At 41.2% G+C, this 26,305-nt stretch carries 27 protein-coding genes and 1 pseudogene; 22 read left to right on the top strand and 6 right to left on the bottom strand.

Translation table 11 applies throughout. The features are described from left to right. Positions 1-387 precede the first annotated feature (387 nt). The 4 genes from NYE25_RS10590 to NYE25_RS10575 all read left to right on the top strand — a co-directional run bounded on the left by NYE25_RS10590 (position 388) and on the right by NYE25_RS10575 (position 4,425). Positions 388-855, top strand: coding sequence for a MarR family winged helix-turn-helix transcriptional regulator (locus NYE25_RS10590; protein ID WP_042189900.1), 468 nt, complete (start codon positions 388-390; stop codon positions 853-855). A 96-nt stretch (positions 856-951) separates the two neighbouring features. Then, positions 952-1,923, top strand: a complete 972-nt coding sequence (locus NYE25_RS10585) for a ring-cleaving dioxygenase (RefSeq protein WP_341145882.1) — start codon at positions 952-954, stop codon at positions 1,921-1,923. A 32-nt stretch (positions 1,924-1,955) separates the two neighbouring features. Further along, on the top strand, positions 1,956-3,017 hold the full coding sequence (locus NYE25_RS10580) for an LLM class flavin-dependent oxidoreductase (protein WP_341145881.1): 1,062 nt from the start codon (positions 1,956-1,958) through the stop codon (positions 3,015-3,017). A gap of 313 nt (positions 3,018-3,330) precedes the next feature. Next, on the top strand, positions 3,331-4,425 hold the full coding sequence (locus tag NYE25_RS10575; RefSeq protein ID WP_341145880.1) for a winged helix DNA-binding domain-containing protein: 1,095 nt from the start codon (positions 3,331-3,333) through the stop codon (positions 4,423-4,425). 210 nt (positions 4,426-4,635) lie between these two features. Here the strand turns inward: NYE25_RS10575 and baiCD are convergent, their stop codons facing one another. After that, positions 4,636-6,561, bottom strand: a complete 1,926-nt coding sequence (baiCD, locus tag NYE25_RS10570) for a bile acid Fe-S flavoenzyme BaiCD (RefSeq protein ID WP_341145879.1) — start codon at positions 6,559-6,561, stop codon at positions 4,636-4,638. 176 nt (positions 6,562-6,737) lie between these two features. On the opposite strand from baiCD, the gene NYE25_RS10565 reads away from it, so the two are divergent. Together NYE25_RS10565 and NYE25_RS10560 are read left to right on the top strand one after the other, a co-directional pair. Further along, positions 6,738-7,271: a PadR family transcriptional regulator gene (locus tag NYE25_RS10565; protein ID WP_341145878.1), complete on the top strand. Its 534-nt coding sequence runs from the start codon at positions 6,738-6,740 to the stop codon at positions 7,269-7,271. Between the two features lie 58 nt (positions 7,272-7,329). After that, entirely contained in the window at positions 7,330-7,860 is a 531-nt protein-coding gene (locus NYE25_RS10560) for a hypothetical protein (RefSeq protein WP_341145877.1), read from the top strand. A gap of 105 nt (positions 7,861-7,965) precedes the next feature. Here the strand turns inward: NYE25_RS10560 and NYE25_RS10555 are convergent, their stop codons facing one another. Together NYE25_RS10555 and NYE25_RS10550 are read right to left on the bottom strand one after the other, a co-directional pair. Then, complete coding sequence (locus tag NYE25_RS10555; RefSeq protein WP_076286586.1) at positions 7,966-9,231, bottom strand: alkaline phosphatase; 1,266 nt, start codon at positions 9,229-9,231, stop codon at positions 7,966-7,968. 134 nt (positions 9,232-9,365) lie between these two features. Further along, complete coding sequence (locus NYE25_RS10550; RefSeq protein ID WP_341145876.1) at positions 9,366-9,968, bottom strand: methyltransferase family protein; 603 nt, start codon at positions 9,966-9,968, stop codon at positions 9,366-9,368. Positions 9,969-10,075: 107 nt separating this feature from the next. Between NYE25_RS10550 and NYE25_RS10545 the strand changes: the two genes are divergently transcribed. Then, positions 10,076-10,606, top strand: a complete 531-nt coding sequence (locus NYE25_RS10545) for a peptidase M56 (RefSeq protein ID WP_341145875.1) — start codon at positions 10,076-10,078, stop codon at positions 10,604-10,606. Here NYE25_RS10545 and NYE25_RS10540 read toward each other — a convergent pair. Further along, positions 10,576-11,124, bottom strand: coding sequence for a MepB family protein (locus NYE25_RS10540; RefSeq protein ID WP_341145874.1), 549 nt, complete (start codon positions 11,122-11,124; stop codon positions 10,576-10,578). The two genes, NYE25_RS10545 and NYE25_RS10540, sit on opposite strands and share 31 nt — an antisense overlap. Before the next feature lie 119 nt (positions 11,125-11,243). On the opposite strand from NYE25_RS10540, the gene NYE25_RS10535 reads away from it, so the two are divergent. The 13 genes and pseudogenes from NYE25_RS10535 to NYE25_RS10480 all read left to right on the top strand — a co-directional run bounded on the left by NYE25_RS10535 (position 11,244) and on the right by NYE25_RS10480 (position 22,791). Beyond that, positions 11,244-12,131, top strand: a complete 888-nt coding sequence (locus tag NYE25_RS10535; RefSeq protein WP_341145873.1) for a phosphotransferase family protein — start codon at positions 11,244-11,246, stop codon at positions 12,129-12,131. A 191-nt stretch (positions 12,132-12,322) separates the two neighbouring features. After that, the gene (locus NYE25_RS31285) at positions 12,323-12,520 is read left to right on the top strand and encodes a cysteine-rich CWC family protein (protein ID WP_197071231.1); all 198 of its coding nucleotides are present in this window, start codon (positions 12,323-12,325) and stop codon (positions 12,518-12,520) included. Between the two features lie 87 nt (positions 12,521-12,607). After that, on the top strand, positions 12,608-13,174 hold the full coding sequence (locus NYE25_RS10530; protein WP_341145872.1) for a 5' nucleotidase, NT5C type: 567 nt from the start codon (positions 12,608-12,610) through the stop codon (positions 13,172-13,174). A 156-nt stretch (positions 13,175-13,330) separates the two neighbouring features. Next, complete coding sequence (locus NYE25_RS10525) at positions 13,331-13,657, top strand: PadR family transcriptional regulator (RefSeq protein ID WP_042189881.1); 327 nt, start codon at positions 13,331-13,333, stop codon at positions 13,655-13,657. Positions 13,658-13,663: 6 nt separating this feature from the next. Continuing rightward, positions 13,664-14,437, top strand: a complete 774-nt coding sequence (locus tag NYE25_RS10520) for a permease prefix domain 1-containing protein (protein WP_341052887.1) — start codon at positions 13,664-13,666, stop codon at positions 14,435-14,437. 18 nt (positions 14,438-14,455) lie between these two features. Further along, positions 14,456-14,617, top strand: coding sequence for a hypothetical protein (locus NYE25_RS10515; protein WP_341052888.1), 162 nt, complete (start codon positions 14,456-14,458; stop codon positions 14,615-14,617). A 589-nt stretch (positions 14,618-15,206) separates the two neighbouring features. Further along, positions 15,207-16,499: a group II intron reverse transcriptase/maturase gene (ltrA, locus tag NYE25_RS10510; RefSeq protein WP_341144791.1), complete on the top strand. Its 1,293-nt coding sequence runs from the start codon at positions 15,207-15,209 to the stop codon at positions 16,497-16,499. Between the two features lie 196 nt (positions 16,500-16,695). Further along, entirely contained in the window at positions 16,696-17,319 is a 624-nt protein-coding gene (locus NYE25_RS10505) for a TetR/AcrR family transcriptional regulator (RefSeq protein ID WP_339242482.1), read from the top strand. Between the two features lie 45 nt (positions 17,320-17,364). After that, the gene (locus NYE25_RS10500) at positions 17,365-19,704 is read left to right on the top strand and encodes an ABC transporter permease (protein WP_341145871.1); all 2,340 of its coding nucleotides are present in this window, start codon (positions 17,365-17,367) and stop codon (positions 19,702-19,704) included. 15 nt (positions 19,705-19,719) lie between these two features. Then, positions 19,720-20,484, top strand: a pseudogene (locus NYE25_RS10495) (ABC transporter ATP-binding protein). A 23-nt stretch (positions 20,485-20,507) separates the two neighbouring features. Continuing rightward, positions 20,508-21,539 (top strand): phosphotransferase enzyme family protein, encoded by a 1,032-nt coding sequence (locus tag NYE25_RS10490; protein ID WP_341145870.1) that lies wholly within the window; start codon positions 20,508-20,510, stop codon positions 21,537-21,539. Positions 21,540-21,553: 14 nt separating this feature from the next. After that, positions 21,554-22,042 carry a GNAT family N-acetyltransferase gene (locus NYE25_RS10485; RefSeq protein WP_341145869.1) on the top strand — a complete coding sequence of 163 codons (489 nt, stop codon included), beginning with the start codon at positions 21,554-21,556 and terminating at the stop codon, positions 22,040-22,042. Beyond that, a complete protein-coding gene (locus NYE25_RS10480) occupies positions 22,039-22,791 on the top strand; it encodes a hypothetical protein (protein ID WP_341128736.1) in 753 nt (250 codons plus the stop codon). The genes NYE25_RS10485 and NYE25_RS10480 overlap by 4 nt, the downstream gene beginning before the upstream one ends. 23 nt (positions 22,792-22,814) lie before the next feature. Here NYE25_RS10480 and NYE25_RS10475 read toward each other — a convergent pair whose 3' ends face one another. Both NYE25_RS10475 and NYE25_RS10470 read right to left on the bottom strand, forming a co-directional pair. Continuing rightward, the gene (locus NYE25_RS10475; RefSeq protein WP_341145868.1) at positions 22,815-24,080 is read right to left on the bottom strand and encodes an MFS transporter; all 1,266 of its coding nucleotides are present in this window, start codon (positions 24,078-24,080) and stop codon (positions 22,815-22,817) included. Positions 24,081-24,129: 49 nt separating this feature from the next. Further along, positions 24,130-25,041 carry a LacI family DNA-binding transcriptional regulator gene (locus tag NYE25_RS10470; protein ID WP_076286597.1) on the bottom strand — a complete coding sequence of 304 codons (912 nt, stop codon included), beginning with the start codon at positions 25,039-25,041 and terminating at the stop codon, positions 24,130-24,132. Between the two features lie 311 nt (positions 25,042-25,352). Between NYE25_RS10470 and NYE25_RS10465 the strand changes: the two genes are divergently transcribed. Then, complete coding sequence (locus tag NYE25_RS10465) at positions 25,353-25,904, top strand: polymer-forming cytoskeletal protein (RefSeq protein ID WP_076286598.1); 552 nt, start codon at positions 25,353-25,355, stop codon at positions 25,902-25,904. A 138-nt stretch (positions 25,905-26,042) separates the two neighbouring features. Next, positions 26,043-26,288, top strand: coding sequence for a hypothetical protein (locus NYE25_RS10460; protein ID WP_042189863.1), 246 nt, complete (start codon positions 26,043-26,045; stop codon positions 26,286-26,288). Positions 26,289-26,305 lie beyond the last annotated feature (17 nt).

Genomic DNA, 26,305 nt, shown 5'->3' with positions numbered 1-26,305 from the left:
CTATGCATCATACACTATTGTTGTTCCAACATCAATTGAATAAAATAATCTTCTAAGAAATAAATAAGAAAATTTTTCTATTTTGTGAAGCAGTTTGATTAAAAGGAGGTTGTGAAATGATTCCATTTTTTAGTGACATCCCGAATGCTTCTACATGGGAGGTAGTTAAACCGGTTCATAAGGGTTGGTCAAAGGGAAGTTACTAATATGCTGAGCCGAGCGGAGAGTGTTCTGGAGTGGTATGATGATTTTCAAACCTATATTCCGAAGTGGTATTTGGCAAGCGTGTAGGATTTCTACTGAGCTTGACTCCTCATCAGTTTACTAGTATACTCATATTAACAAATCAAATAACACATAAAATAAACAAACGATGGACGTGACCAAATGAGAAACAATGGATTCACTGAAGATAACCAATTAAGCTTATTGATCTGGTTGCGGCTGGTTAGGGTATATGAGAATAGTAACGATCTTTCCAATGAATTCTTGAAGCAATTTAATTTAACAGTTAATCAATTCGATACCTTGGTACAAATATTATTACATCAGCCTGTAACACAGATGGAAATTGCCGAGCATCTAACCATTACTAAAGGTGGGGTATCCCATATGCTTGGCAGATTAGAGAAAGAAGGATGGATTGAACGTAAACAGGATTGGAAAGTGAAGTACATTACTTTAACGGAAAAGGGCCAAACACTTATTGAGAAGGTACTGCCCTTGCAATCGGATTTCCAAGCCTCGTTATTCGATCCACTGACAGATGAGGAGAAGAAAGTGTTTTACAGCATGCTTAAAAAGATTCATCGCCATAGCCAAGATGAGAATCGACTCCCGCGAGGTGTTCAGTAGTATCGCAAAAGCTTTATTGATAATAAAGCTTACTTTTTTCCTCATCAGTATACTAGTAAACTTAAATTCAACAAAACTCATTAGGAGGTTTTTAAAATGAAACAACAACCCATAAACGGACAACATCATGTGTCTATGCTTACTAAGGACGCTAAACAAAACTTATGGTTTTATACAGAGGTCCTGGGACTGAGACTTGTAAAGAAAACGGTCAATCAAGATGATCCATCCATGTACCATCTATTTTATGGAAATCGTAATGGTGCTCCTGGAACCGAAGTATCTTTCTTTGAAATGCCAAATGCAGGTCAGACCCGCAAAGGGACGAACAGTATTAGCTCTTTCTCCCTTCTTGTTCCTAGCGATGAAGCCTTGACATATTGGGCTAGTCGATTAGATTCTTTTAAAGTTCCTCATGAAGCGATTGTAAGTATCGGGGAACGTAAGTCGCTTACTTTTTATGATAGAGATGAATTGACGGTCCATTTAGTATCGGCTGAAAAAGATAACGGTATCGAGCTAGTTGAACCGTGGATTACAGAAGACATCCCTCCAAAGTATGCCATCGTTGGGTTAGGACCCGTTGAATTGACTGTACGTGAAGCTGGCCGCACAAAGGCGGTTTTGGAAGATATTTTGGGCTATACACAAGGTCGGACAGTACCCTCCATGGGGGATTCGAAAGTGATGGTAGATATATATGAAACGGGGAAGGGTGGTTTATACACCGAGCTCCACGTCAAAGAAGTAAATGATAAAGATCGGGAGAGACCAGGTAAAGGGAGCATCCATCATGTGGCTATAAGAGTGAAGGATATCGAAGAACTAACCGAATGGGCCGCCAAGATCACTGCTGCAGGCTTTAAAAATACAGGGGTCATTGATCGTTATTACTTCCATTCCTTGTATTTCCGGGATCCGAACCATATTCTTTTTGAGCTTGCTACAGATGGCCCGGGATTTGAGATTGATGAAACTTTTGACGCGCTAGGAGAGAATTTAACCTTACCTTCATTTCTGGAAGAACGTCGTGAAGAGATTGAATCGAAGCTTCATCCTATCCGCTAAACCTAATACAACTTTGAAAAGAGGACATAATCATGATGGAACAATATAGAATCGATGAGAAAAAAGGGTTGGAGCTAGGTTTATACACGTTAGGTGATCACACCACAGACGCCTTAACAGGAAAAGCAATTAGTGAACGACAACGGATTCAAGAGATCGTAGCTGCTGCCAAATTAGCTGAGGATGCTGGATTAGATGTATTTGGAGTAGGCGAGAGTCATCAACCGAAATTCATTACCTCAGCAGCCTCGGTAGTCCTTGGAGCCATTGCAAATGCAACCGAACGTATAAAGCTTGTCAGTTCAGCAACTGTACTAAGTACAGCAGATCCTGTACGTGTATATGAGGACTTTTCAACATTGGATTTGTTATCAGGCGGTAGAGCAGAGATTGTTGCTGGACGTGGATCGCGTCTCGGGGCCTATGAACTTTTTGGTTATGACGTAAGAGATTATGAAGAATTGTTCGAAGAGAAAATTGAATTGCTCATGAAAATAAATGAGTCCGATCGCATAACGTGGAAAGGGAAATTCCGCCCTGCATTAAATGATATGGAAATCTTCCCTAAGCCCTTAAATGGAAAGTTGCCAATTTGGCGAGCGGTTGGCGGACCTCCAGCAAGTGCAATTAAGGCGGGAAGAATGGGGATCCCGATGATGCTGACCACCCTTGGTGGACCGTCATCTGCCTTTAAAGGTTCTGTAGACGCGTATCGTATGGTTGCTGCAGAGTCAGGGTTTAATCCAGCAGAACTTCCCATCAGTACAACTTCTTTAATGTATATTGATCCGGATTCACAAAAAGCATTCCGCGATTATTATCCATATATCAACCACTTGATGAAAGAACTTCGTGGGTCATACTATCCGAAAGAACAATTTGCGGAAGCGATGAGTGTGAGAAATGCACTGCTCGTGGGAAGCCCGCAACAAATTGTGGAGAAGATCCTCTATCAACATGAGATGTATGGCCATAATCGTTTTCTAGCTCAGATTGATGTCGGTGGGTTACCTTATGCTCAAGTGGAACAAATGATTGACCTGTTCGCATCTGAAGTAGCACCAGCCGTAAGACGTGCTACAGCTAAGAAATAAGAAAGAGGGGATAGTATGAAGATCATTGGGATTTCAGGATCCATTGTTGGATCGAAGACTAGAATTGCTGTACAGCAAGCACTTAACAACATCATCTAATGTACGAAGTGCAACAGAAACCTTTTTTTTGAGGTCTGTATATGACTTTCTATTGCACATTATGCAATGGAATGGAGTTCATATTCTAATTTAATCTCGTATTTCAATAGAATCAATAGTAATATCGACATAGACATGAGCAAGAACTTAATCATTTTGTTAAATAACTGGAAGTATATAATTTGAGGATTCATTTCTGAAAAGGGGGAGTAGTGTGACGAATAACCTTATTGCAAATAGTAGGTTGTATAATCAAATGATTGCAGGCTCTTTACATCACACACCAGAGCAGGTCGTGAAAAAAATGGGGGCTATGCAAGCGCAAGACTATATGCAGGCGGTTTGGGCCATCGGACTACGTTCTCCTGCTACGAAATTAGCTGATATAGAGCGTGCAATCGCTGACCGTAAGATTATACTTACTTGGACGCTGCGAGGTACGCTTCATTTCGTCCCAGCAGAAGATGTAAAATGGATGCTACAGCTCTCTGCACCGCGTTTAGCATCACAAACGAAGCGGCGAATAGCTGAGCTTGGACTTGATGATCAGACACTGGAGCGATGTAGAGAAATTATTGTGGATGCTCTAAAGGGCGGGAAGCAGATGGATCGTTCGGTCCTACTTCAGCTAATAGAAGAGGAAGGCATCCACACGGGGAATCAACGCGGTTATCACATGCTCTGGAATAGTGCCTATCAAGGACTGATTTGTTTTGGTCCGATGAATGGTAAACAGCAAACGATTGTATTGTTAGAGGAATGGGTGCCAGATTGCCGAGAGCTATCTTACGAACAATCGTTGCAAGAACTCGCGTTGCGGTATTTTACAGCTCGTGGATTGGCGACCGTTAAGGACTTCGCTTGGTGGGCAGGCATAACTCTTACTGATGCAAGACATGGGCTGGAGTGTGTGACCAATGAACTTCAATCGGCGGATATAAATGGCAGCGAGCATTGGATGTCTAGCCATCGAGTAGTTTCAGCGGATGAAGAGTCAGGTATCTATTTACTTCCGGGTTTCGATGAGTACATTCTTGGTTATAAAGACCGGAGTGCTGTACTTGAACCTGAGACGGCTCCTTTAATTGTTCCTGGCAACAACGGTGTTTTCCTGCCTATGATTGTTGTTGGTGGCCAAGTTATAGGTACATGGAAACGTTCGATTAAGAAAAAAGGAATTGAGATAGTCATTCATCCATTTAGAGAACTTGGAAATGCTGAAGAAGCTGTGTTTAAAGCTGCTGAAAGATATGCTGCTTTTATCGGGCTGCCGATACTCAATTTTAGCGTGTCTTCTACATTGACATGAGAATGAAAATATCGTTCAGGGGTGAAGATCAAGTTCATGAATGAGGGCGAGTTAAGGTGCTTTATAGAAGACGAATACATATGGAACAGGTGCAGGCACTAACGCACTTATTAGCCCCTGAAAGTTGATTTTTCAGATAGTTCTGATAAGAACGTAACCCGGCAGGTGCGACCTGCCGGGTTTATTCATAAATCTAATTGACTATATGAACTAGATTCGTCTAGCTAATTCTGCACCCTCCCAAATAGCATTAAGCGCTCTGCGAGCTTGCACTGCATCCCCAATTACATGATAAGGAATGGAGCTTTCCTCCAAGAAGTTCTGAAGGGATTGCTTGTTTAGGGCACGTGATCCTACTGCGATTACTACATAATCGGCTGGCAGGCTGAGAAGCTCCCCATCTTTTTCAACCATCACGCTATTCTTTTGGATCGTCATGCACTTGCTGTTGGTCATTAATTTAACATTGTGGCCATATAAGCTTTCCATTACACAGATCTTACGAAGGATACCCAGATCATTTGCTACATCGGCTTGCATTTCTACAACAGTGATTTGATTTCCGCGTTCGACCAGGAGCTCAGCGACCTCGAGACCGACCAAACCCCCTCCAATAATAACAACTCGACCTTCAGGATGAGCTGTTCCCCATAATACATCATGTGAATTTACAACATGACTACTCAGAACACCTTCTACTGGAGGAATAATCGGGGCTGATCCGATTGCAAGAATGACTTCATCCGGACTGATTTCTTGAATAAGCTCTGGAGTAACCTCCGTATTCATTCGGATTTCTACACCTTCACGTTTAGCGGTCTCTCCCATATTCAGAGCAGCCGCGGCCATTTCTTCTTTACGCGGTGCGGCACCAGCGATATAAAGCTGTCCGCCTAGAATGTTATTTTTTTCGCATAAAATTGGAGAATGCCCACGACGTTTCAGTGTGATTGCTGCTTCTAATCCGGCTGGCCCACCACCGGCTATAAGTATTTTTTTTGGTGTGCTCGCTCGCTGTAATTCATATTCACTTTCTCTTCCGGTAGCAGGATTAAATACACAGCTGATGAAAGGCACCTTCGGATTTACGAATCCATCGAAGCAGCCTTGATCACAACCCACACATTTAACAATGGTGTCCGCGCGTCCAGCTAATGCTTTGTTACAGAATTCAGGATCTGCTAATTGAGCGCGGCCAATAGCTACGAAATCAGCCAGTCCTTCGGCAATAATTCGATTAGCAATAGCTGGATCATTAATACGACCTACAGCTATAACTGGAATGTTAACCACGGATTTAATTTGTGCTGCATTATCTACATTGAAGCCCACAGGTAGATCGATAGGTGGTACTTCATATTTAATAGCTGCGCCTGCTGGAACTCCGCGCGATACATTAATCGCATCAATACCAGCATCCTCAGCGAGCTTCGAGAAGAGCTTCATATCTTCCAGTGTAAGTCCGCCGGGAAGATCCTCGATAGCAGAGATTCTCATCAAGATAGGGAACCTAGGTCCAACGGCTTCTCGAATGGCACGGATACAAGCGAGCGGAAAGCGACAACGATTCTCCCAGGAACCGCCGTACTCATCCTGACGGAAGTTCATCGCTGGGCTTAGAAATTGTTGTGGCAAATAACCATGACCAGCATGGAATTCTACACTGTCAAATCCAGCTCTTTTCGCACGTGAAGCAGCATCTGCGTAAGCTTGAACCATCTCACTAACTTCGTGATTCTCCAGCTCTCGGGGGATATGTGTTACACCCTCGAAAGGGACAGGGGAGGAGGAGACTTGAATCAGGTTGGGAGTTACTTTCCCTCCATGCCATAACTGAAGACAGCTTTTGCCGCCTGCATCACGAATAGCATGAGCCAATTGGGTCATACCAGGAATGAATTTATCATCATAAATGGCTGGAGCATCCTCAGAAGCAGCCGTTGGGTGAACGGTTGTTACTTCAACTGTATTTAAGCCGTTACCTCCTTTTGCGCGTGCTACATGGTAACCAATCAAGCGCTCGCTGACATACCCACCCGGAGCATTCATTTTTGTTCCCATGGCAGGCAAAATGACCCGGTTCTTAAGCTCCATATTTCCTATCGTACCTTTGCTGAACAAATGTGCGAATTCCATGCTATAACTTCCTCTCTATATATAGGTTAAAAATAACTAGGTTATTTTATCCTATACTATCGAACGGAACGATAAAAGTATGTGCATAAAATCACGAAGTATTTGGCACAAATGCAGTCCTTGAGGTAAGATAAGAAAATGACCGGAAATGAAGTCCGGTAGTTCGGAGGATGAATATGGATATTGAAGTCTTGATTCTGGCTCAATTAATGAAAGGGTCAAAACATGGTTATGAGATTAAAAAAAATATCATTTTTGTAATGAGTAACGATAAAATCGTTAATAATAATTCGCTGTATCCGAAGCTGAAATTGTTTGAAAAGCGAGGTTGGGTGATTAAAAAAACGGAAATGCAGGAAAACCGGCCTAAACGGTATGTGTATTCCATCACAGCCGAGGGTGAGGAGCGGTTTCATATCTGCTTGAACGAATTTTCACTGGAGACTATTCGTATTGATAATGAATGGTCTATTCGTCTTGCTTATTATGAGCTACTGGATCAGGAGGCCCGCCGAAGATTACTTGATTACAGAGAGACTTACATGAAAGAGAAGCTGGAACATTTACAACAGTTATCCCTAGTGGTTGGGAACGGTGAAGATTTGGATTACTCTGAAGAGCTATATTTTTATACCCGAAGTATGGTATTACATGAGCTAGAGTTAATTCATGAGCTTTCCTATAAACTGGACGCCTTGGATATGCATTGATCCGTATCTCGCTGTCGATCATCATTGTAACTGAAATTAATCAAGAAGGGGGTTTTCCTTGAGAAAAGTATACTTATTAACCCTTGGTCTTGTACTCCTGTTTATTTTTTCAGCCTGCGATCAAGAACAGGCAAGCGATTCTGTAATTAAGGAAGTAACGGTTACATCCAAGGGGAGAGTCATTCAATCTGTCTTAAAGCCACTTGAAAGGAACACTAATTCAGAAGAAGTTAATGTATCTTTCCATAGCCTTATGGCTGAACCGGATGTTTCAATTCCCTATGTGAAGCTTGGAGAAATCATAGAAATCGAATTTAGCAATACAGCCCCAAACAGCTACAAATTGACAGATTATATTTTGAAAGATAATGGTACTTTAAAGTATAAAAAAGAAACAGCAGAGCTGGTAAATGTTGAATGGGCGGATAAGACAGCTACTTTTAAGCTCGATTCGAATATGGCGGCTTTTCTTAGTTCAGATAGTAAGGATTATGAATCAGGGGCAACTATACGGGGATTTCGACTGACAGGCGAGTGGCTAGACCAGACTAAGGAAATCACGTTTGTTATTCGAACAGATGCTAAGTAGGTATGGAGATCATCATAGTGTATAAGGAAGAACCCGGGATTGCGATTCATCAATCAAAAAGACTAACCAGAAAGTCTGGCTAGTCTTTTATGTTGTTCGATCTTTTTATTTCACTTTAATACCCATGGCTTGCGCAACCTTAGTGAATACTTCGGTATTTTCGTATACTCCTGTAAACAACTGAGCGTTTTTGCCCATGGCCGTAATTGGAATATCCACTGCTGTATGACCTGAAGTTGTCCAGTCTACAACGAAATTCTGTTTGGAGTTAGCGATGGCAAACGGACCATCTTCTTTGGAAATGCCGTCACCTGATTCATCTTCAGCGTCTACGGCTTCAATAGAGAATCCACCTGTTTCATGGTCGGCGAGAACTAGGACAAGGGTATCCGGATTCTTTTTAGCGAAATCTTTGGCAATCTGTACGGACTTATCTAACTCTTGCCCCGCTTTAATCGTCATCTTGGCATTGTTTTGGTGTGCAAATTCGTCAGTACCCTCTTCTTCAACCATCAGGAAAAATCCTTTTTTATTTGCTGCAAGCGTGTCTATCGCTTTTTTCGTCATTTCAGGCAGGGATACAACCGGATTGTAGATATCTCCTTCACCCTCTGGCTTTTGCTGGAACATTTCCTCATTTGCAAATAACCCGAGTAGCTTGCCGCTTTTCGCCTTTTGCATATCGGTTTTGTTCGTTACGTAGGAGTATCCAAGCTGTTTCGCTTTGTCTACAAGGTTCCCCTGCGTTCCTTTGCTCTTCTCTGAAGGATCTTCAGCTGGCTCATCTGCGAACTTACCTGGATTCCCAGCAGGATACCAGAAGTCTTCGCCTCCACCGAGAAGAACGTCAACTTTGCTCTTGGTCAGAAGCTGCAGAGCGATATCACTTTGTTTGGAGCGATCTTCAACATGAGCACCAAAGGCGGCGCCTGTAGCATCAGTAATTTGGCTGGTAGTTACAACGCCTGTAGATTTCCCTGCTGATTTTGCATATTCCATAATGGTTTGTACGGACTTTTTATCTGCATTCATCCCAATGGCACCGTTATAAGTCTTGACTCCGCTGGCATAGGCTGTGGCTGAAGCAGCTGAATCTGTAACAGGGACAGTGGAGCTTGTATGAATTAGTCCAGCATATGGCATAGAATCCATCGCTAGATTTCCTTTTTCACCTACTGTAGCTAGGCGGATGGCATTTCGCTGGGCAGTACCCATTCCATCACCGACAAACAGAATCACATTTCTTGTGTTTGATGAAGCTGCATTGGCCTGATTTGGTGCTTGTGTAGTGACTACGTTGGAAACGAAGAGAGCAGTTGCTGCAGTCGCTACAATTGCCGTCTTAACGCCGTACTTTTTCGGTGATTTCATAATTTCCCTCCTAATGTATGTTTACAACCTCATACTATAGTAATTACATTAAGAGAATGTTTTCGGATATTGTAAAAAATGTAAATTGTAGCGTGCTTGAAAGCATAGGATTTACAGTAGGCAAGGTTTCAAAATTAAATATATCTAGGTGTATTATTACAATATTGAATATATTCATCTCCGAATACAGATTTTAAATGCTGCTCTTCCTGAAGAATAAGTAAATGAATGGCTACTATGTTAAGAAAGAATATAATTAGTGTTAATGAATTTGGATACATAAGATACAATCCAAGAAACATGAGATCAAAACCGACAAATGCGGCATTTCTACTAAATTTATATATACCGTGCGTGATGAGTTTTGTTACAGTAGACTTATCAATCCCAACTCTCCACGAAGTACGCATGGCAATCATTGCTTGTATGAAAATGGAACATCCGAGGGCTACTACACCAACACCGATAAAGTGAATCGCCGGATGATTAAAATGTTCTCCTACTAGTGTAACTATGTATGACTCCGCTAAGGAAAACGTAAACCACGCTGCTCCCCACACAAAAGTAGTAGTCTTAACGAACAGCTCGGTATAATGGATCATAGATCGTTTATTTCCTTTAGCTAATACGTTTCCTTTAATGTGGTTCTTTTTGTAAAGTATAAGGAGCTTCAAAAGGTAAGAAATAAGGAATATGGAGAAAAGAATTAGGGATAGGATATTTTTTAGATTACTCATTGTAATTTCCTCCTCACTAATACATATGAATGATTGTTCATATGTTTGCTTATATCTTATTTCCTGATGCTGTGCATGTCAACTAAATATTGATTTAGGGGGATAATGTGAAAACGTCAACGTATAAAAGATGGTGGTTAGGGGTCCTGATTATTGCGGCTATTGCATTAGTAAGTACTGGAATCGGAATGCTGGTTAAGCCATCGGGGTTGTCAACATATACTTCAAAAGAGTATAAGGTCACTTTGAAGTATCCCTCCGAGTGGGAAGTAAATCCAGAATATGCTGAGAGGTATCAGGGGAACGACGGATTTTTTCAATTATCCGCTATTTCTGGAGAGGGGTTATCCATCGATGAAGTAGCAAACAAGGATGCATTTCATCAACTGAAGCCTTATGGCTCTGATCCACAAATCATTGAACTGACACTAGAGGGGTTAAAAGCGGAAGAGAAAGCACGATTGATTGTGCCTTCTGCAGATCAGGAAGAGGAATGGAATCATCAGGCAGCTATTATTTTGAAATATCCAGAAGCGGTGAAAATAGGAGATTCTTTGTACAATTATTTTATTTTATGGGCGGATATAAAGCATGTGGAGGACATAGGTCAGACTGTTCGATTTACTGGAAAACCGTAAAGTGTTTGCGCACGAAGAAAGTCTGCTGGCTTAATTACCGGTATCTCTAAGAAATATTCCAACTGCCATTTTTGTGTTTTTTGAGCTTGACGACTCGTGGCATTATCCCATGGCGGGTACACTCGTAGTGCTCTTTTGCCACCCTCACCTTTATTGGATAATATATCTTGTTTACCTAGCACAGCTTTTGGAAATACAAATTGACCAAAGTGATTCTCAATGCGCGTACTTATAACGAAGAGATCAGCAGGATCTGATATATTATAGGGTTGGATGGGGCCATCTCCAATTCTCTCCCATAACGTGACAAACTGCCCGATCTTTGTAGGTGTGATTTTTGCAACACGGAATCTAATGGATAGCGCGTTTAAATTAAATATATACGCCCCATAATCAGCATTGTGTGGTTCATGAATGAGGTCAGAGCAATCAAGATTGCATGGGTTATATACAAGCTCTTGGGTAGCAAGCAGATCACTATGAATGATACCTGAAAAGCTGTGATTTTTAAATTTCATCTGTTCAAATCTCCCGGTTGAGTTCCTTAAAAACTCCTAATGTTCTCTATCTTAATGCAAGAATAGGGAGTTCACAACCGTGAACAGAGCACCTTTCCCTTGAGACTGGAGGTAGTCGTATGGAATCCATACATAAATTAATTGAAATTTTTAAGCTGAGTGTTTTGAATATAGAGTCTGTTCCAGAGTCGTTTAGTTCTGAAGTGTATAAACTTACTCTTAATAATCTAGACAACGTATACGTGAAAATTCCATACAACAGGGATAAACTGGTTCGCGAATTTGAGATGCTTGAAAGACTAAAGGGTGTTATACCTGTTCCAAAAGTATTGGATTTCTGGGACGGAGATAATAGAAGTGTCGGTGCATTGCTTCTCTCCGCTATAGATGGGGTGCCTTGTACGAGTAACATTGATCAGAGTCTGGCGTTTCAAATCGGTAATTATCATGCCATGCTTCATGAAGTTACCATGCCAGCGTATGGATGTTATGGATCCGATGGTTTTCAGATGGTAGAGAACAATAGCTGGAGATTATACCTGAAAAATAATTTTGAAAAGTGGAAAGAACCTTGTAAGGAACTCCTTCATCCTGATTTATTTGAAAAATGTATTACTCACTTTGATAGAGTATATTCGGCGTTACCTGAACCTGATGGGCCTTGTGTTGTTCATATGGATTTTCGACCAGGCAATATATTAATAAAAGATAATAAAGTCGTTGGTATAATTGATTACGAGAGCGCTCGTGGTGGTTCCACTGAAATTGATTTTACAAAAATAAACCGATACGTCTGGGAAGTGAACCCGCTAACACGGCTCCCTTATGTGCAAGGCTACGAATCGGTTCGTCCTTTACTTGATCTGGAAGCTATAATACCGTTTTATAGTTTTTATGATGCTTTTAGTGCGGTAGTTTGGTGTAAAACCAGAGGGATTGAGAACAATAAGGCATTTCTTCAGGAAAGTATAGAGGTATTGCAAAGGTCTATAGAAGGAATGAATTGATGGGAAAAAATGTGAAATGACTTTATTGCATGTTGGGAATTGCTGTGCTTGCTTTATTGAATAATCCTATGCTTGGTAACGCTAGACTTAGAATGTTCAGAGGCGGTTATGAAGGAAGTATTTGAATTTCAAGGAAAAGAAAAGTAAATAAATAGAAGTGAAATGTTTAATCGTATGGGGGAGTAGAAGCTTTGGAAATAAAAAATAAACAAGTTGAACAACGGTATTGTCCTTTATGTAAAGAATTAAATCATTGTGGTGCTAATAGTGGTGATTGTTGGTGTTTTCATACGGAAATTCCTGCAGAATTACTAGAAAGGGTGCCTTTGGAACTGAGTGGTAAAGCCTGTATCTGTCAAAGATGCGTAGAGGCGTTTAAAAAACATTAAATTGAAATTTAACTAACTCAAGACGAAAACAGTAATTATATTGTGTATACTTAAATAGTAATATAAAAAAACATATGGGGGACACAGATGAGAAAGCCTATAATTGCAGTTGATATGGATGACACGATATGCCATCTAGTCAAACGAGCTATATACCATAACAACAATGATTTCCCCACTCATGTACTGAAGTACGAGGAAATGCATGATTGGAATACGGATCATTTACGTCATCCAGATTGTACACAAGATGTATTCTATGGGCGGCCTGGTTTATATGAGGAGCTTGAATTATTCGACGAGCATGTTGTAGGTGAAATGGAGAAGCTGCACAATGCTTATGATGTTATTATTGTTACGGCGGCCCAGCCCAGTGCGGTTGTTGAAAAATGGAACTGGCTGCAGAAGCATATGCCGTTTATTCCCATCGAAAATTTCTTCCCATGCAAACGAAAGAATCTTATTAATTATGATCTTCTGATCGATGACGGGGTTCACAACTTGGTTCCTGCATTGCAGGACGGAAGGAAAGTACTTTGTATTCCGCATCCATGGAATTTGAGAGCCCGTGAACAATATGGATTTCCATTATTGACCTCCTGGGAAGGTGCGAAAGAGAAGATTGATCAGATTTTTGAAAATTCAAGAGACTAGCTGATTTGAGGAGAGTTGCTCACATAGAGCAACTCTCTTTTTTAATACTTTTTAGATTTTTTTGCCTATTTTTTTCGTAACTACTTCATCTGTCGTAGTAATTATGGTATACTGCAACTACTACGACAGATGAAGTAATCATAGGGGGTACCATTTTTGATCAGCAGTGATGTTATACGTGGTTACAATGATACGATGATCCTCTACATGCTGCTCGATGGGGAATCCTACGGGTACGAGATTTCTAAGAATATCAGGCAGCTGACTCAGGAGAAGTATGTCATGAAGGAGACAACGCTGTATTCCGCCTTTACCCGGCTGGAGAAGAACGGGTACATTGAATCCTTTTATCTGGATGAGAGTCTTGGCAAGCGGCGCACATATTACCGGATTACCCCGCTGGGTCTCGCCTATTACCGAGAAAAATGTGAGGAATGGAAGGTTACGCAGGAAGTTGTAAACCAATTTATCAAGGAGTGGTGATAGTGCATGGAGACGATCATAGTATATCTGGATAATATGTTTGCGGGTCTGCCGAAGACTCCGGAACTGGAGCATTTGAAGCAGGAGCTGCTGTCCGGGATGGAAGATAAGTACCTGGAGCTGAAGCGGGATGGCAAGTCTGAGAATGAGGCGATCGGTATCGTTATTTCGGAATTCGGCAATATTGAGGAGCTGACTGCTGAGCTAGGCATCCGTCCAGCCGGACAGGAGAAGACTGTGCCCATGCTTAGTGAAGAAGAGGTTTATGCTTATGCGGCTGCTAAACGTAGCTCTGGATTATGGACCGGTCTTGGTGTTTTTCTCTGCGCATGCGGGGTGGCGCTGTTGATTACTCTTAGTACATTGTTTGAAAATAATGCTGATATGGCTGATAAAGGTTCGATGCTGGGGATGGTCGGAATGTTCGTGCTGGTCGCTGTGGCCGTTGGGATGTTCATTCATAGCGGCATGAAACTCGAGCGCTTCGAAAGTCTAGAGCAAGGCTTTCAGCTACCTTATGCGCTCAAAACGGCGCTTCAGCGCAGTCAGGCCCTTTATGCTCCGACTTATCGCCTTGCTTTGATTGTGGGCGTCTGTCTTTGTGTGCTGTCGCCAACCTTTATCTTCGCAACTTCGTATTTCAACGATGATTACGCTGCTTATGGAGTTTCTGCCTTTCTGGTGATTGCAGCAACTGCGGTGTTCTTGTTTGTCTATTACGGAAATATCCAAGAAACTTATAAGAAGCTACTGAATGAGCCACATATCGATGCAAAGTAGAAGGGAAAAGAACAATTTGTGAGGGCTGTGTTGTGGCCGTTGGCGACAGCGATTTTTCTGTTTACGGGCTTTGTCTATGGACGCTGGGACGTCAACTGGGCTGTATTCCCAATTGCTGGCATCCTGTCCGGCATGTTCAGCAATGTGTATCATATTTTAAAGCGCAAAAAAGTCTCCTGATTATGCTGACTGCACATTAAGGTAACCTCATCCTTTGGAGGTTACCTTTTTTCTTTTGGCGTGCCCAGAGGCACGCATTATCTAGTTGGTGAAAGTCCAACCAAAGGAGGGACCAAGCCACCTTTGTAGCTAGGATGCTTGCGCATGGCGAAATCTGTGTGTAAAAGCGCATCGACAAAAGTACTTATCAGAGATAGGGCGAGCAACAACCTAGGCCGCAACATGAAGTGAATCCTGCCGCGTCGTCAAAAAGGCCCTGCGAAGGGGAGAAGAAGGTGCCGAGTCTCGCAACAGTAGACGAAGGCCAAGGAAGCTGTACAGAACTTGGGTCAACAGTGAAGAACCTTCCGGCGTAAAGGGAACGGCATGGGTTGAAAGATAATGCAGTGAACTGGGGAGACCCTCCCCCACACAGATTTTTTTTTTTAGAAGTCCGTAAAAAGGTGCTCTATAAGTTCAAAAGACGAAGTGAACCGCCTGTGGGAAGGGAGTCCGAGGGGCACATAGTACCTAAGAACCTAAAGACAACATAACTTTAGGGAGGGAAGGAGTCCTGCTTTGTTTACGCTCTTAAAGGAGGTACGAGTGAGTGAATGCCAAAAGGCTAACGACACCAAAGGAAAAAGTTCAACAACTCCAGAGAAAGCTATGTCATGCTGCCAAGGAAAACAAGAAACGTAAGTTTCACGCACTATATGACAAAGTGTACCGAGAGGATATCCTTCTAGAAGCATGGCGAAGAGTCCGTGCGAATAAAGGCTCAGCTGGAGTGGATGCAATAACCATTGCAGAAATTGAAAGGCAAGGCGAAGTGGAATTTCTTCAAGAATGTCAGCAAGTTTTACGAGAGGGCAACTACCAACCGCAACCTGTCAGAAGACACTACATCCCGAAAAAGGATGGAAAACAGCGACCTTTAGGAATCCCAACGGTACGAGATCGAGTCATACAGATGGCAACGAAGCTCGTGATTGAACCCATCTTCGAAATGGATTTTCAAGAAGTATCTTTTGGTTTTCGACCAAAAAGAAGTGCCAAACAAGCGCTCGACCGCATCCGGAAAGCCTGTAACCGCAAAGGAAATTGGGTATTAGACGTCGATATCCAAGGTTACTTCGATAACATTAACCAAGAGAAACTCATGAAGTTGGTAGAAATGCGTATCAACGACAGAAGAGTATTGAAGTTAATAAGGAAGTGGCTTAGTGCAGGAGTTATGGAGGAAGGAAGTATCCGTCGGTCAGATTTAGGCACACCACAAGGCGGTGTAATCTCTCCACTACTAGCGAATATTTACTTAAATTATTTCGACTTGGTATGGAAAAAGCACGGAAATGGACTCGGGGAATTAACAAGGTATGCAGATGATTTGGTGATTGTTTGCAAGACGAAGAAAGACGCAGAACAAGCCTACAAGCTTGTCCAAACCATAATGGAGCGACTGGAATTAACCCTGCATCCAACCAAAACGCGAATAGTGGGCATATGGACGGGAGATGAAGGATTCGACTTCTTAGGAATGCACCACCGAAAAACAAAAGCGGAAACCTCGCAAGGAAAAGTATACTTTACAACTCAGCAATGGTTAACGAAGAAGGCAGAAGAACGTATTCGAGAAGTGGTCAAAGAACGATTAGCTCCGCCAAGAATGCGAGTGAGGTCGTTTCAAGAACATGTAGAATGGCTCAACCCGAAAATACAGGGATGGAGAAATTACTACTATACGAACTATAGCCAGAAGAGATTAGCCAAACTGGATTGGTATATTCTACAGAGGTTTGCAAGATGGTACGCCAAGAAAAGACAAAGAAGAAGATGGATAGGGACTTTAAACGAAGTGAAGTTCATTGCCAAACAGTGTGGATTAAAAACATTATTGTAGACCGTATGCGCATGAAAGAAGAACATCGGAAAGCCGTATGAGGGAAAACCTCACGTACGGTTTGATGAGGAGGGGCTGATTTTAATCAGTCCTTTACTCTAGTCCAATTTGCTGGAACATCATTGACATGATGTATTAAGTGTATTTAAATGGAATAGACTGACGGTCGGTCTATGAAAAGGAGGACTCAGAATAAATGAGAATTTCCAAAGAAGCGGAAGAACGCAGAAATGAAATATTAGATAAGGCAGAAATGCTTTTTTTTACGAAAGGTTATGCGAGAACTACAGTGAACGACATCTTGCAGGAGATCGGGATTGCCAAGGGCACGTTCTACTATTATTTCAAGTCGAAGGAGGAGGTTATGGAAGCAGTGGTCACACGATTCATCGATGCTGGAGTAGACGTTGCGAAGATCATTGCTGCTGATTCAAAGCTCTCCGTACATGAAAAGCTACTACAAATCATAATGGCACAGAAACCTGATTCGGAGAGAAAAGGTCACATGATTGAACAGTTTCATCAAGCTGAGAATGCACTAATCCATCAGAAAAGCTTGGCTGAAACTATTTTGAAGCTAACACCTGTGTTGACAGAGGTGATTGAGCAGGGAATCGAGGAGAGCTTGTTCCACTGTCCTTATCCTAAAGAAACGATGGAATTTCTGTTGGTTGCCTCACAATTTTTATTGGATGAAGGGATTTTCAAGTGGCAGCCGGAAGAGATCATTCTCAAAATTCAGAGCTTTATTTATATTATGGAGACTACGTTGGGAGCTGAAAAAGGAAGCTTTTCCTACGTAACGCAAATGTTTGAGTAAGGTCCGTGCAGGGAGGATGAATGAGACGCAGGGGAGAGATCGTCAATGCTGCTACAAATTGTGAAAAAAGATTTTCAAAGAAATAAAATCATAACGATCGTCTTATTTATTTTTATGATGTTATCGGCGTTACTTGCTGCTTGTGCTTCTCAAGTCATTATGGAATTGTCCGGTTCTTTAAGTCATTTGCTGGATAAATCAAAGGCTCCCCATTTTGTTCAAATGCATTCTGGTCCAATAGATAACGCAGGTATTCAAAAATTCGCCTCTACAAATCCACTTGTTAAGAATCAACAAACTGTAGAAATGCTAAGGATAGATGGCTCGCAAATTGTCTTAGGAAACAGCAATAAGTCGGAAGAGAACAGCGTAATGGATATAGGTTTTGTTAAGCAGAACCCATCATTTGATTTGCTGCTGAACTTAGAGAATCAAGTGATTAGGGTAGCTGAAGGAGAAATCGCAGTTCCTATTTATTATATGAAGCAGAATGATCTGAACATTGGTGATCAGGTTACCCTTTCCAATGGACAGTTAGATCAAAAATTTATGGTTACGGATTTTGTTCGAGACATCCAAATGAATCCAGCTATTGTTAGCTCTAAGCGCTTTGTCGTAAATGACACGGATTATAATGTACTTAAGAAGAACCATGGAGAAGTTGAGTACTTAATTGAATTTCAAATCACCGAATTAAGTAGACTTAGCGAGTTCCGGAATATCTATCAATCCTCAGATATGCCCGCTAAAGGACCAATGATAGACTATCCTTTGTTTAAGACGCTGAATGCGCTGACAGATGGGATTATTGCAGTTGTCATTATTTTGGTAAGTATCCTTCTTATGATTATTGCCGTCCTATGTTTAAGGTTCACGATGATCGCGACTTTAGAGGAGGATTATAGAGAGATTGGCGTCATGAAGGCAATTGGGATCTCACAGCGAGATATTAGAAGGATCTATTTGGCAAAATATATGGTGATGGCAGCATGCGCTTCACTGCTAGGATATATATTATCTTTGGGTGTGGTGCGATTGTTTACAGCGAATATCACATTGTATTTGGGGACTGCTCCGAAAACGATCCTTCAGCCTATTGTTCCAGTCTTAGCGGTCGGTTTGATCTTCGGGATGATTGTGTTCTTTTGCAGAGTTATTCTTAGAAGGTTTAATCGTATAACAGTAGTAGACGCTTTAAGGTCAGGGACTGTGGGAGAGTTGAAAGGCAATAAAAGTAGAGTAGTGCTGAGTAAGCGCAGGCATATAAATGTGAATGTTTTTCTTGGCCTAAAGGATGTTTATGGACGCTTCACCATGTTTGGATTGCTATTCTTCGTATTTGTGATCTGTCTGTTTATCATTCTTGTACCAGTAAATATATTGAATACCCTTCAGTCTCCTCGGTTTATTTGTTATATGGGTGTAGGTCAGAGTGACATGAGAATAGATTTGCAGCCATCTGATCAAATAGAGAAGCGATTTAATGAACTGATAACGACGCTAAATAAGGACTCCGAAATAGCTAAATTCTCACCATTAGTTACTTCTCGATTTAAAGTGCTAGGCAGCGATGGCGTATGGGAGAACATCAATGTTGAAACAGGAGATTTCTCTATTTTTCCGCTCACCTATATTAACGGAGGAATCCCTGAAAGTGGGGATGAGATTGCCCTTTCTGATCTGAATGCCAAGGAATGGAACAAAAGGGTAGGGGATAGCGTTCTTTTGGAGGTAGATGGCACTTCGAAAAAATTGACGGTTAGCGGGATCTACCAAGATATAACGAACGGTGGTCGAACTGCAAAAGCCCGATTACCTTATAACCCGAAGTCCGTGCTATGGTATATCGTAGCTTTAGATGTGAATCCGAATGTTTCCGTTCAGGAGAAAATGGATCAATATGCAAAGTTATTTTATCCAGCCAAAGTTACTCATCTAGAAAGCTATTTATCTCAGACGCTCGGGAATACGATTCGCCAATTAAAGCTGGTCACTGGCTTATCCATTGCTATCTCGATATCAATTTCAGTATTGATTACAGCTTTATTTCTAAAAATGCTGCTAGCGAAGGACGTCTCGCAAATTGCAATTTTGAGAAGCATTGGCTTTACGTTAGAAGATATTCGAAAGCAATATCAGGTAAGGCTACTACTGGTTTCTGGTCTTGGAATCATTCTCGGAACCTTTGCAGCTAATACCATCGGTCAAAAATTCACTCAATTACTCGGATCCTTTATGGGAGCATCCCAAATACAGTTTGTAGTTAATCCGGTAATAGCTTATCTTGTTCTCCCTCTTTTTTTCATGCTCATTGTAGCACTCACAACCGTAGTAAGCACGATATCGATGAAGAAATCCAATTTATCTAAACTGATTGTCGAATGAGGGTGAGGTGGTAGTATGTTCATATTAGAGACGAAGGGTTTAAATAAAACCTTTGTAACCGGGCAAGGAACCCCGTAGACGGTATTAAAAGATGTTCATCTACAGGTATCAAAGGGAGAATTCGTAGCTATAATGGGGCCTTCTGGCTCAGGGAAATCAACATTGCTCTATACGATCAGCGGCATGGACCGGATGACTTCAGGAAGTGTTGTTTTTAAAGGGCAGGACATCAGTGGTCTTTCTGAGAGTGAATTAGCTGAACTGCGTTTAAATCAAATGGGATTTATTTTTCAGCAGATGCATCTTTTAAAAAACCTGACTATTCGGGACAATATCATCTTATCCGCTTATCGAGCTAAAATCGTTAGTCGTAGAACCATCAATAACAGAGCCGCTGAGTTAATGAAAAAAACCGGAATCTCCGCACTCGCTGAGCGTGATATTACACAAGTGTCGGGTGGACAACTGCAAAGAGCAGCGATCTGCAGGTCAATCATCAATGAGCCTGATATTCTATTTGGTGATGAACCAACTGGTGCATTGAACTCTAAAGCTGCTAGTGAAATTATGGAGATATTAATAGATATTAATCAGACGGGTACAACGATTCTACTGGCTACACATGATGCGAAAGTCGCTGCTCAGGCAGAACGTGTCCTGTATATGCTGGATGGCAGCATAGTTTCTGAGCAATGGCTTGGTAAATTCAATCGCATAAATGGGGACTTAAAAGAGCGGGAAGAGAAGTTGTCGGCTTGGTTATTGAAGTTGGGATTCTGATTGATAGGAAAGGGATATATAACATGGGAAATCTGAATTATAACTTAAATTTCGAAATGCTATGTGCAAAATACAAGTTAGGTCATTTGAAAAATGAACCAGAACAGGTAACAGGTGGTCTTCTACACAGAATGTATCGTCTACAAACGGACAAAGCGCTCTATGCAGTGAAAGCTCTAAATCCTCAAATTATGTATCGGGATACAGCCATGAACAACTATACTCTTTCTGAAAAGGTTGCAAATATGGCTTATCAAAATGGGATAAATACAGTACCAGCTATCGTGTCCAAAGATAGTTTTATGCATGAATTCGAGGGTCAATTCTATTTATTATTTCCATGGGTCGAAGGTAAGGCATTGCCATCAGGAGGTATTAATATAGAGTGTTGTAAAAAGATTGGCGAAAACCTTGCTAAAATTCATAAGATCGATTTCGCTACACTTCTTGATCATCATCCTAATGAAAATCTTGAGGCAGTAAATACATCAACTGTTCGTTGGAATGAATATGCACTAACAGCAAAACAGGATGGTTTGGAATGGTCTAGCTTGCTATTAGATAACCTGAATCAAATAAATCATTGGGAAGAACTTGTAGATTCTTCAGCGGAACAATTATTGAATCATATGGTTATCAGCCATCGGGATTTAGATCAAAAAAATGTACTATGGGATGAGCATCAGATACCCATTATTATTGACTGGGAAGCAGCAGGACCTATCCATCCAACCCAAGAGCTAATAGATGTAGCCCTTTATTGGTCAGGCTTTGAATCGGGAAGTGTAAGCAAAGATGCTTTCTGTACGCTTATTAATGCATACCGCGATCATGGCGGCGAGATTTATGCTAACTGGTCCGATGTGCTCAACTATGGTTTTCATGGGAAGCTAGAATGGTTAGCTTATAATATCAGACGGTCACTTGGAATAGAGAGCACGGATGATACAGAGCGAGAACTTGGAACCCGTGAAGTAATAAATACAATCACTGCTTTAAATGACTATGATCACTTTATTCCTCAGTGTATCGAATGGTGTAACCAAGATTACTAAAGGAGAACTTATATATGAATGTAGTAAACGCTACTATGGAGGATATAAGAGGATGGCTGGAGCTGGCGGCAGAGGTGGAGTCCCTTTTTGGGCCGATGGTAGATGATCCGAATTTCACTCTAGCGTTAGAAAAAAATATCAGTCGACAAAGCGCTTTTTGTGTACGAGAAAACAATGGTTCGCCAGGTTTAAGATTACTTGGAGCTGTGTTATTCTCTTCATCCAATGCCCCTAATTACAAGATTGGTTGGTTATCTGTTTCAGCCATAGAGAGAAATAAAGGAGTTGCGACAGCGCTTCTTAACAATATTCTCGAAAGTATCGAAACCCCAGCAGAGATATTCGTTACTACATTTGGTGAGGATCATCCAGAGGGTCAACCTGCTAGAAGATTTTATCAGAAGTTTGGTTTCTTTCCTTTGCAGGATGGGGTTCCAAATGGCCTCGAAGGTGGCTCAAGACAAAATTTCAAGCTGACGATCGCTCACAAGGATTCATTATGAAAAAAATAATTTATTTATCGGTGATTTCATTTTTCTTGCTAGCGATTTCTTTCAGCCCATTGTTCAACTATATCCGTGAGTATATGATTTCAGATCAAATCAATCAGCGTTATGAGATCAACCATGCTGAGAAAGGGTATAACACGTTAAACGTTCAAGAACTAACGGTTGATGATAAGCATATTAAGATCCAAGAAGAAAATACAGGCAGGAAAGCAGAATTGACACTTTGGGATGAAGAGGAGAGTGTCCCGCCTGGAGATATTGTGAAAGTTCAGTTTTTATTAAATGGTCAAAAAATCTCAACTCCTGATGAAATATGGTTGTCTAATCGGGAACGAGGAAGCAGATATTTCTCATGGATAGATATCCTTACTGTTACGGATCGAAAGACTGGCGAGAAAGAAATTAATATAGTCCAAAGACTTACAGATGATAGTCAGCCGATGGAAAAGAGAAAATGGAAAATAATCACGATCTCACATGATGGCAGTATAGAAGAAAAGGTGCTGAGTTATGCTCAAAGAAGTGACAATCATCTAGGGGTGAAGCTTATCGAGTTCTCGGGTACATCACTTATGGGTATGGGCTACTATTCGGATATTACTAAAAGTTATCCAAGTGTATTTTTTCCTCTAATTTATCCATTTTTAACAGGTGTCGTGGGAATCTTCTTATTGATCATTATAGTTGTTCAATTACTGATCGAGCTTCATAATAGGCGCGTTATTAGGAGAAACGGGCGATAACGGTCATAAGATATGTTCTAAAATTACTTATAATTACGAATCACCTTTAACTTGGACAAGGTTAATAAAGCAAACAGTAGTATCAGGACTCCGATGGAACCCATGACAGGGGCTGGACTGAAGTGATCGGACAGGAATGAAACAGCTGTAAGACCAATTGAGGGTGCTACACTCATAATGGAGCCAAGTACACCGAAGACTCTACCTTGTATATCCTCCGAAACTTCCAGTCTGAGGATTGTATTTATCAGCAATGTACAGAATGAGAACATAAAGCCAATTAGAAGAATGATGGGAATGGCTAAGTTAGCAGTAGTGACGAACGATAACAGGAGGTACAGGGGACCCAGACACAGCAGTCCAGTCATGATAAAGAAGCCGCGATTCTTTAATTTGGAGCCGAGAAACAAGATCATGCTGGAACCAATCATATAACCTAGAGGAATGCAGGCTTCCATGAGTCCAAACTGAAAGGGACTAGAATTCCATACTTTGACGGCCATAACTTGCGTTAGCATCAGTGAAGGCATAAAGAACAAAGTGAGCGTAGGAAGCATGATGATTATTGCTCGGGCGAAGGGGTATCTCCAAATATAACGAACGCCATCCGCAAGATCCTGTGTGAATTTTCTTTCTTCTTTAGGTCCGGTATTCACTCGGTTTGGGAGTGGAAGGGAGCGGACAGCAAGAACTAGTAGAAAGGAAACGAAAAATGTAGCTCCATCAAATAATATGGCATCTGCCGCTCCAAAACTTGCTACAAAAATACCTCCAGCCGAATACCCAATCGTCCTACAGATGTTCTCCGACAGGTTCAGAATCCCGACTGCTTTTTGCACATGTTCTTTTCCAACTACAGTGGTAATTGAAGCTTGATACGCAGGGGATTGGAATAATGCTGAGACTGTCGTAAGTCCCGTTAATATGGCCACGATAATGAATGATGTAGAAGACATGGAAATGGTCAGAGCAAGCGTAACTGCTAGACCGCAGCTTATCAAATCAGTGATTAACATAATGGTTCTGCGATTGATCCTGTCTGCGAGTGTGCCTCCTATCGATCCGAGTAAAGAACTGAGCAATAGATTGATTATCGTAATAATGGCAATCATTTTAGCGCTTCCGGTCGTCTGAAGTACCCATAAACTTAAAGCAATGCTGTGAAAGGTATTTCCAAACAAAGAAATGGAATAGGAGCTGAGTAGCAGCATAAATCTCCGGTTTCCCCAAAGGGTTGGATAGGATTGAGCGGTGGTGGATGCATGTTTTGCTAATACAGGATCTGTCATGGGTAACTCTCCTCTCGACTTAAACGCTTAAGTGAATATCGAAAAAAAATTAATCAACAAAATAACGATTATTCTCTTGTTTGGAGTAGTCAGGACGATGTAACAACTCCTGCATTAGTTCAAAAGCAGTGGCTGATTTATCCCCAGTGAATATGAATTTCTGAACGTCTTCTCCAAGCATTTCTGGGCAATTACAGGTACATAGAACAGAAAGACGTGCGAATACCCCGGATTTTTCAACACAACTTCCGATAAACTCATTAATAACTATGGCCTCTTTGTAGATCCCCTCCGATAAGATTGTATTCAATTCTTCCATATTTTGAACTTTGAATATTGCTTTCTCAGGTAAAGGAAGACTATCTTGGATAAAGTTAGTGAGCAGGGAGTTATTGAAGCTCTCCATAATTAAACAAACCTGTGAAAGATCCTCCGGCATTACCTTCCGTAGAGCTGAACGATAATTGTAAAGAACTTGCTTAAACAGCTTATCTTCAATCATGCTGTCGATCAAAATCAAGGGGATACCTTCTACAAAATGTTTGGAAATCGAATAGAAGGATTCATCGTGCACATCGATCAGAAAGACGGCTTCGAGCTTTCTTTCAACGATGATATTCAGAGAAGGATGGTCAGTACCAAGAGAATATAGCAGCGTATGATATCCGGCATCCGTTAAACGCTGTTCCAAAGCACGAATAAAGGTGAATTGGGCATAGAGTTTCCAAGGTGGCATATAAGCAGAATTATGGACAAGTACCCCTACTAATCCCGTTTTTTTATTGGCAAGCGAACGGGCTGCTAGATTAGGAATGTAATGAAGTTCTTCGGCAAGTGACAGAATTTGATTGCGGGTCTTCTCAGGAATGGTTTGGTTATCGACGCGGTTCAGAACATAGCTTACAGTCGCAACGGAGACATTAGCTTGTAGCGCGATGTCTTTCATTGTAGTCTTTTTCACCAGTAAACTTCTCCCTTGCTGAGATATTTATTTCCAAATATTATCATTAACACTTGAAAAGAGTCAACGATTGACTTTATACCAAGAAGCAAATGATGCTTGTGTTCATTTTTATAATTTGGGTAAATAGATATAAGAAGCTAAATCAGTCAGCGAGAAGAGGTGTGACTCATGGGAACGAATCTTAGTCGGGAAGAGAGCGCGCTGTGAAACCGCTTTAGATATTGACACAAATTTGTGAAATTATTCACTTAATTATTAAGGATTTTAATATATAATTAATTCATAATCAAAATTAGGGGGAATCGAAAATGAGACTATTTAAAATGATTTTAGTGGCTGGGGTTTCGGTAGCAGTATTGGCAGGTTGTGGAGCAAATGAGGATAAAGCAAACAATTCGGCGGCAACTTCAGCTCCGGCTGCTGAGCAGACAGATGCTGTCACTACAGCTTCGATCGTGAATCAAGCAGATGCGTTTACTAAGGCTGTTAGCAAAGATGGAAACTGGATTGTTGCGATTCTAAATGATGTAACGATTTCTGATGAGGTTGTTGTAGCTGGAGAATTCCGTAATAAAGGAGCCGCAGATGGCGACATCTACCGTAAGATTGCCCTTTATTCGCAAGATGCTGATCACAAGATCACTGCTACTTATACACTAACCGTACCAAAGTTTACAGTACAAAGTGAGAATTTGAAAGTTGAAGGCGGAACGATTAAAGGCGATGTTTATGTAGAAGCGAAAGGCTTTACTCTGCCTGAAACCGCCACTATTGATGGTAACCTCTATTTCGCAAGCGAAGATCTGAAAACATCAGCTGTTATTGATGGAAAAGTGACTGGAACAACAGAAGTTAAATAATTTCGTAATCAACTTATACAGTAGAAGCCAATCCATAGACTATGGGTTGGCTTTTTTCTTTTTGTGATTATGTGATCTTCAGTTGATTTTCTTAATATTGAACTTATAATATTACTACCACTACTAGGAGGAACACATATGTCTAAGGAGTATTCACGCACATATATCGAAAGTGTAAAGCTTGAAATGTTAAATAGATTGGGACTTAAGCAAGTGTTCTTTAAGGAGCAAATAGGTGACGGCCTGATTTTTGAAGCGGTTGGTTTTGATAAAGGGAGCAAGCATCGTTTTTGTGTTAGACCGAAGACGAAAACAATTGACGAATTTATTTCAGGAAAATGGATGAAGGTCCGCAGCTTTACAATCAAAAGTGTGGAAATTTAAAATTGAAGTCTAAAAAG

It is taken from the genome of Paenibacillus sp. FSL E2-8871 (assembly GCF_038000345.1).
GTDB lineage: Bacteria > Bacillota > Bacilli > Paenibacillales > Paenibacillaceae > Paenibacillus_AQ.
The sequence above is the reverse complement of the archived record's forward strand: the minus strand, read 5'-3'. Positions and strand labels throughout refer to the sequence as shown.